5 protein-coding genes are annotated in these 7,374 nt (G+C 79.0%); 2 read left to right on the top strand and 3 right to left on the bottom strand.

Annotated features, from left to right (window positions below):
* The first annotated feature begins 44 nt into the window (after window positions 1-44).
* The gene (locus C6N75_RS28800) at window positions 45-1,301 is read left to right on the top strand and encodes a cation:proton antiporter (protein ID WP_105871788.1); all 1,257 of its coding nucleotides are present in this window, start codon (window positions 45-47) and stop codon (window positions 1,299-1,301) included.
* Between the two features lie 105 nt (window positions 1,302-1,406).
* Window positions 1,407-2,924 carry an MFS transporter gene (locus C6N75_RS28795; protein WP_105871787.1) on the top strand — a complete coding sequence of 506 codons (1,518 nt, stop codon included), beginning with the start codon at window positions 1,407-1,409 and terminating at the stop codon, window positions 2,922-2,924.
* A gap of 74 nt (window positions 2,925-2,998) precedes the next feature.
* On the opposite strand, the gene C6N75_RS28790 is transcribed toward C6N75_RS28795, so the two are convergent.
* The 3 genes from C6N75_RS28790 to C6N75_RS28780 form a co-directional block, all read right to left on the bottom strand.
* Complete coding sequence (locus C6N75_RS28790; RefSeq protein WP_105871786.1) at window positions 2,999-3,958, bottom strand: ABC transporter ATP-binding protein; 960 nt, start codon at window positions 3,956-3,958, stop codon at window positions 2,999-3,001.
* A gap of 58 nt (window positions 3,959-4,016) precedes the next feature.
* Complete coding sequence (locus tag C6N75_RS28785) at window positions 4,017-6,818, bottom strand: ABC transporter permease (RefSeq protein WP_105871785.1); 2,802 nt, start codon at window positions 6,816-6,818, stop codon at window positions 4,017-4,019.
* Window positions 6,815-7,374 (bottom strand): ABC transporter permease (locus C6N75_RS28780; RefSeq protein WP_146132709.1); only part of this gene is annotated, 560 nt, incomplete at its 5' end. The genes C6N75_RS28780 and C6N75_RS28785, both read right to left, overlap by 4 nt.

Here is a 7,374-nt window from a genome sequence, read left to right as displayed (position 1 = left end):
GCCCCGGCCCGCCCCCGTACGCCCCGCCCGCGGGGGTGGCTGACGTGCACGGCACCACCGCGCTCCTGATCGAGCTGGGCGGCGTCATCCTCGCCCTCGGCCTGGTCGGCCGCCTCGCCGGCGTGATCGGACTCTCCCCGATCCCGCTCTACCTGCTCGCCGGACTCGCCTTCGGGCACGGCGGCCTCATGCCGCTGTACGCCAGCGAGGGCTTCGTCGCCGCCGGGGCCGAGATCGGCGTCATCCTGCTGCTGCTCATGCTGGGCCTGGAGTACAGCGCCTCCGACCTGGTCACCAGCCTGCGCACGCAGTACCCCTCGGGCCTGGTCGACCTGGTCCTCAACGCCACCCCCGGGGCCGTCGCCGCGCTGCTGCTGGGCTGGGGGCCGGTCGGCGCGGTCGCCCTGGCCGGCGTCACCTGGATCTCCTCGTCCGGGGTCATCGCCAAGGTCCTCACCGACCTCGGCCGGCTCGGCAACCGCGAGACACCGGTCATCCTCGGACTGCTGGTCATCGAGGACCTCTCGATGGCGCTCTACCTGCCGCTGCTCACCGCGCTGGTGGCCGGCGTCGGCCTGGCCGGCGGCGGCGTCGCGCTGGCCGTCGCGCTCGGCACGGTCGGGCTGGTGCTGTACGTGGCGCTGCGCCACGGCCGCCTGATCAGCCGCGCGGTCTCCTCCGACGACCCCGAGATGCTGCTGCTCGTCGTACTCGGCACGACGGTGCTGGTCGCCGGGCTCGCCCAGCGCCTCCAGGTCTCCGCGGCGGTCGGCGCGTTCCTCGTCGGCATCGCGCTGTCCGGGGAGGTCGCCGAGGGCGTCCGCCGCCTCTTCAGCCCGCTGCGGGACCTCTTCGCCGCCGTCTTCTTCGTCTTCTTCGGGCTGTCCACCGACCCGACCGCGATCCCGCCCGTCCTGCTGCCCGCCCTGCTGCTGGCCGCCGCCACCGCGATGACGAAGATCGCCACCGGCTGGTACGCGGCCCGGCGTGCGGGCATCGGCCGGCGCGGCCGGCTCCGCACCGGCGGGGCGCTGGTGGCCCGGGGGGAGTTCTCCGTCGTCATCGCGGGCCTCGCCGCCGCCACCGAGCCCAGGATCGGGCCGCTGGCCACCGCGTACGTGCTCATCCTGGTCATCGCGGGCCCGCTCGCCGCCCGCTGGGCCGGGAGCGGCCGGCGCCCCGGCCCGCGCCCGCGCCGCCGCCCGCTCGGCCGCCTGCTGCGCCGCCGCGACCGCCCGCCCGGGGCGGACGGCGACCCCCGCGGCCGCTCGCCGTCCGCCTCGGCCGCCGCCAACCCCTGAGCCCCCACCGGGTGCGGGCGCCGCCCCCCGCACAGACCATGGGACGGGGCGCGGCGCGGGACGCCGCACCCCGGCGCCGACCCCGCCCGTCCGCAGGAGGCAGCCATGCCCACCGATCCTTCCTCCGCCGGATCTCCCTCCGCCGAGCCCCTGCCCGCGGGACCCGCCGCCCCCGGTCCGGACGCAGGGGGCACGGCCCCGGCCGTGCCCGCCTCCGGCGCGGGGGCCGGGCCGGGCGACCGGGCCGCCCGGCGCGGGGCGTTCGCCGCGGTGGCGCTGGCGCTGTTCTGCATCCAGGTCGACTTCTTCGCGCTCAACCTGGCCATCCCCGGCATCTCCGCGGAACTGGCCGTCACCCCGGCCGCCGCCCAGTGGACGCTCTCCGCCTACATGCTGGCCGTCGGCTGCTTCTTCATCGTCGGCGGCCGGCTCGGCGACGTCTTCGGACGGCGGCGCACCCTGCTCGCCGGGGCCGCGCTGTTCACCGCCGGCTCGGTGGCCTGCGCCCTCGCGCCCGGCCTGGGCGCCCTGGTGGCCGCCCGGATCGTGCAGGGCATCGGAGCCGCACTGGTCTTCCCGGTCTCCGTCTCCGTCATCACCAACGTCTTCCCCGAGGCGGGCCGGGCACGGGCGCTGGGCGCGGTGTTCGGCGTCGCCAACATCGGCACCGCGCTCGGCCCGTTCGTCGGCGGCGGGCTCACCGAGGGACCCGGCTGGCGCTGGATCTTCTGGCTGGTCGCGCCGCTCAGCGCGCTGTCTCTGCTGATCGCGCTGCTCAAGGTGCCCGACTCCCGCGACCCGGACGCGCCCCGCCAGCTCGACCTGCCGGGCTGCCTCACGGTCGTGGTCGGGCTGGCCGCGCTCACGTTGGCCGTGGAGCGGGGCAGCGCCTGGGGCTGGGACCACCCGCGCACCCTGGTCGCCTTCGGGATCGCCGTGCTCGCGGGCGCGCTGTTCATGCTGCGCGAGCGCCGGGCCCGCCACCCGCTGATCGACCTCGGCCTCTTCCGCAACGTCCCCTACGTCCTGGTCACCGGCATGGGATCGATCGCCAACATGGGCTACGGCGTGACGGTCTTCCTCGCCACCCTCTACCTCCAGGGCGTGCGCGGGCTCTCGCCGCTGGCGGCCGGGGTGGTCTTCCTCGCCCCCGCCGTGCTGGTGGCGCTGACCGGGCCGCTCGGCGGCTGGCTCTCGCCCCGGGTCCGCCCCACCGCCGTGATGGCGCTGGCCGGCGTGGTGGCCGGCACCGGCATGCTCGCCCTCAGCGTGGTCGAGGCGTGGTGGCTGTACGTCCCGGTCTTCGCCTGGTGCGGCCTGGGCCTGGGCCTGGGCTGGACGTTCTCCAGCGTGGCCACCCAGCAGGTGGTGCCGCCGGCCCGGGCCGGCGAGGCGTCCGGGGTGCTGCTGACCTTCCTGGTCACCCTCGGCGCGATCGCCCTCGCGGCGGCCGCCTCCGCCCTCACCGCGCTGACCCCCGAGCGGCCGCCGGAGGAGGCGTACGACCTGATCCTGCGGGTCGGCGGCGTGGTCATCCTCGCGGCGGCGGCGGTCGTCATGGCCGTCCGCCGCCGCCTGGTGCGCCGGGGCGTGCTCCCGCCGCTGTCGGTGCGCGGGAGCTGAGGAGCCGAGCGGGGCAGGACCGCCGCGGCGGGGCGCGGCGGCGGCCGTGAGGCCAGGCGGCGAGGCCAGTGGGGTCAGGCCGTGCGGTCGGGGCGGACCTTCACGTGGTCCTCGGCCAGCTCCAGCAGGGCGCGGTCCACCAGCCCCAGTCTCGCCGCGTACTCGGCGGGCAACTGGAGCCGCCCGGCGCGGTCCAGGGTGACGAACTCGTAGGCCCGGGTGGTCTCCTGGCCCTCGGCGTCGACCTCGGTGCGGCGCCGCACCTCGGAGGAGGTCCGCCCGTCGCGGACGGCCACCGTACGGCTCACCTCGGACGCCACCGCCGTGTCATGCGTGACGATCATGACGGTGGTGCCCAGCTCCTCGTTGGCCCGGCGCAGCGCGGCGAAGACCTGCTGCCCGGAGACGGAGTCCAGCTCCCCGGTGGGCTCGTCCGCCAGCAGCAGCGCCGGGCCGTTGGCCAGCGCCACCGCCAGGGCGACCCGCTGCTGCTGGCCGCCGGACATCTGGCGCGGCAGCCGGTCCCGGCAGTCGTCCACGCCCAGCATCGCCAGCAGGTCCCGGCACCGCTCAGCTCGCCGCCGCGCCCCGGCCCGTCCGCCGCGCCCGCCGCGCAGCGTCATCGGCAGCACGGTGTTCTGGGCGGCCGTCAGATACGGCAGGAGGTTGCGGGCGGTCTGCTGCCAGACGAAGCCCACCACGTCCCGCCGGTAGCGCAGCCGCTCCCGGGCGCCCATGGCGAGCAGGTCGCGGCCGGCCACCCGGGCCGCGCCGGCCGTGGGCACGTCCAGTCCGGCGAGGATGTTCATCAGCGTCGACTTGCCGCTGCCGGAAGCGCCCACCAGCGCGGTCAGCTCGCCCGCGCGCACCAGCAGGTCGAGGCCCTGGAGCGCCTGCACCTCCACGCCGTCGGCGGTGAAGATCCGCACCAGCCGGTCGCACACGACCAGCGCGTCCGCCCCGTACGCCGGCTGCTCGCGGCGGGCCGCCGCCCGCCGCTCCAGCTCCGTCAGCGTGGTCGTGGTGTCCGTCATCGTCCCTGGCGCCTTCCGTTCGTCGTCGTCGGCCCGTGTGCCGCGGTGCACCGCGCCCTCACCCCTCGCCCTGCTCGCCCGCGCGCAGCTCGGCGGCCGGGCCGCGCCGGGCCGCGCGCCACGCCTGGACGAGCGCGACCAACGCGGTCAGCAGCAGCACCCCGCCGGAGGCCGCCAGCAGCGTCCAGCCGTCCGCCCGCAGCGGCGCCGCGCCGGGCGGCGCCGCCGTCCGGCCCGCGGCGAACGCCAGGCGCTCCAGCGGCAGGCCGGGGGCGAGGAGCTCCACCGCGGCCCAGCCCACCAGCAGCCCGCCGAGCACCGCCGGGACCGCGACCGGCAGCGATTCGACCAGCAGCAGCGCCCGGGCCTGCCGCCGGGTCAGCCCCATGGTGCGCAGCCTGGCCAGCAGCGCGGTCCGCTCGGGCGCGCCGTGCAGGGCGGCGACCACCAGGGTCAGCGCCGCGTACGCCGCGCCGGCCCCCACGGCGGCGGCGAAGATCCGCTCGGCGCCCCGCTGGAGGGGCGCGTCCGCGAAGGCGGCCCGCGCCTCGGAGCGCAGCGTCAGCCGCAGCCCGGGATCGGCGGCGCGGACCGCGTCCCGCAGCGCCGCCCCGGGCAGGCGGCCGTCGTCGTCGCCGGCGGCCAGCAGCAGCGTGGGGGCCGTCAGAGTCCGGGCGGCGGTGGCGGGGGCCTGCCGCCGCACCGCCGCGGCGTCGACCAGGAGGAACTCGCCGTCCGGCACGGCCGGGGTGCGGGCGTGCACGGCGGTGACGCGGATCCGCAGCGGGCCGGAGCCCGTGACGACGGTCTGCTCGCCGCGCCCCAGGGCCTCGGCGGTCTTCGCGGAGGCGATCGCCGGAATCGCGCCCCCGTCCCGCACCGGGCCGTGCGCCGTCAGCGCGGCCGACCCGCCCCCGCCGGAGTCGGCGGCGAACCGCCCGTAGGCGGCGGGGTCGACGGTGACCAGGGCGGGGGAGGGGCGGTGGTCGCCGGGCAGCGTCAGCGACTCCTCCACCCGGACCGCGGCCGCCGCCCGCACCCCGGGCAGCGACGCGGCTCGCGCCACCAGTGCGCCGGGCAGCGGGGCGGCGCGGTCCTCGGCGGCCACCCGGGCGTCGGCGCCCACGGTCCGCAGCGCCAGAAGGTCGCGGGCGTCGGCGATCGACGCGAGCACCGACCCGCCGAACCCGGCGGTGGTCAGCGCCACCAGCAGCACCAGCAGCGGCAGCACCCCGGTCTGCCGGGTCCGCCCGGCCCGGGCCAGGCCCAGGAAGCCCAGCAGACCGCGGGAGCGGGCCGCCGGCCGGGCCGCCCACCGCAGGGGCAGCGGATACAGCCGCACGAGGACGAGCGCGGCGATCAGCCCCACCAGCACCGGGGCCGCGCTCAGCAGCAGGTCGCCGCCGTCCTGCGCACCGCGCCTGCGCAGCCCGAGGACCGCGCCGGCCGCCAGGAGCAGCAGCGTCGCCTCGGCGACGGTCCGGCGGCGGCCCGGCCGGGCCGCCACCGCGTCCGCCCGGCCGGCGAGCGTCCCGGCGCCGCGCAGCGACACCAGCGCCGACACCGGCAGCGCCGCGCAGCCCAGCGCGGCGACCACCGCGGCCGCCGCGACGGAGGCGGCCGTCCGCCCGCCGTCCACCAGCCACAGCGCGGCGCACAGGCCCAGGCCGGCGGCCGGCACGGCGACCGCGGCGGACTCCGCCAGCAGCCTCGCCCCGATTCCGGCGAGGGAGCCGCCGCGGGCCCGCAGCAGCGCCAGCTCGGCGCGGCGGCGGCCGGCGAACAGCCCGGCCGTCAGCGCCACCGCGACCGCGGCCACCACCCCGGTGGACACACCGGCCAGCGCCACCAGCGGCGACACCGCGTCGGCCACCCCGCGGTGCTCGGCCAGCACCGCTTCCAGCTCGGTGGTGAGCACCGTGTTGGGCCCGGTCGCCTCGCGCAGCGCGATCAGCCCCGGGCCGCTCTCCAGCCACGCCACCCGCCCGGTCAGCGCGGGGACCTGTGCGGCGGTGAAGCCGGCCGGGTCGGGGGCCACCGCCCAGTACGGCTGCGGGCGGCCCTCGGTGCCCAGCAGGGCCGGCGCCGCACCCGGGTCCAGCAGCAGCGCGGCCCGCCAGAACGACTGCGGCGGGACGCCCGCGGTGACGGCCAGGCCCGGCGTGCGCAGCAGCTTCTCGGCCGACCAGTAGCCGCGCTCCGGCTCGCGGGGAGCGACGACACCGGTGATCCGCACGGCGTACGCCGGCCGGTCCCCGCTGCCGCCGGCGTGCACCACCGAGCCGACCCGGATCCGCATCCTCGCGGCGGTGTCGGCGGTGACGGCCGCCTCCAGGCGCAGGGTGCCCGCCGTCGCACGGGCCGCCGCGGACGGCAGCCTCCCGGCGCGGACCTCCGAATGCCCTGCCAGCCCGGACTGCGCGGCCAGCGCGATCTGCGGCGGCACGCCGTCCGGCCGCGGCAGCCAGGTGTCGTGGGCCGCCACCAGCGTGCCGGTGCGCACCCCGTACGCCGACTGGCGCGGGTCCGCGCGCAGCGGCTCCGGCACGGCCGCCAGCACCCGTCGGTGCGCCGCCCCCAGCGCCTCGGGGCCCAGCGCGCGGCGGCGCTGGTCCTCCGGCACGTTCAGCCCCGGCTCGCCGCCGGTCACCGCCAGCGCGGTGCGCGCCGGGTCGGCCCCGGCGACCGCCCGGCGCAGCGCCGACGTCTCGTTGCCCTCCACCGCCCGGGGGAACGCGGCCGCCAGGCACGCCGTCAGCAGCACCAGCACGCCGAGCGCGAGCGCCGCCGCCGGAGCGGCCCGCAACCGCGTACCCACCCACCCGCCGGTGCCGCCGGCTGTCGGTTCGCGTGCCGTCATGTCGTCTCGCCTCCGCGCCGCAGCAGTTCGGCGGTGCGGGTCCGCCGCACCGTCAGCGCGACCGCCGCGACCAGCGGCGCCACCGCCACCGCGGCCGCGAGCAGCAGCGCTTCCGCCACCGGCAGCGCGACCACCGCCGCAGGCACCGGTGCGGCACCCCGGTCGTCCAGGACCAGCAGCGGCACCACCGCCCGGGTGACCGCCGCGCCCAGCCCGAGACCGGTCAGCACCGCCACCCCGATCAGCACGCCCTGGTCGAGCGCCGTGTGCCGGGCCAGCGTCCAGCGGCTCGCGCCCAGCGCCCGCAGCGCGGCCAGCTCGGTGCGGCGGGCCCGCGCGGCGCCCACCACGCCCACCGCGTACCCCACCGCGGCCAGCAGCGCGGCGGCCGCCGCCGCGGCCCGCAGCGCCGTGCGGGGGGCCGCGCCCAGCGGGTCACCGGCCAGCTTGGCCGCCACCTCGTCCCGCACCAGCACCTCGGCCGGATCCACGTCCGGCCGGTCCCGCAGCGTCCCGGCGACCGATGCCGCCCGGCCGGGCGGCATCGGTCGCCGGG

Origin of the sequence: Streptomyces solincola (assembly GCF_002982015.1) — a bacterium.
GTDB lineage: Bacteria > Actinomycetota > Actinomycetes > Streptomycetales > Streptomycetaceae > Streptomyces > Streptomyces solincola.
This window is presented reverse-complemented; position numbering and strand designations above follow the sequence as displayed.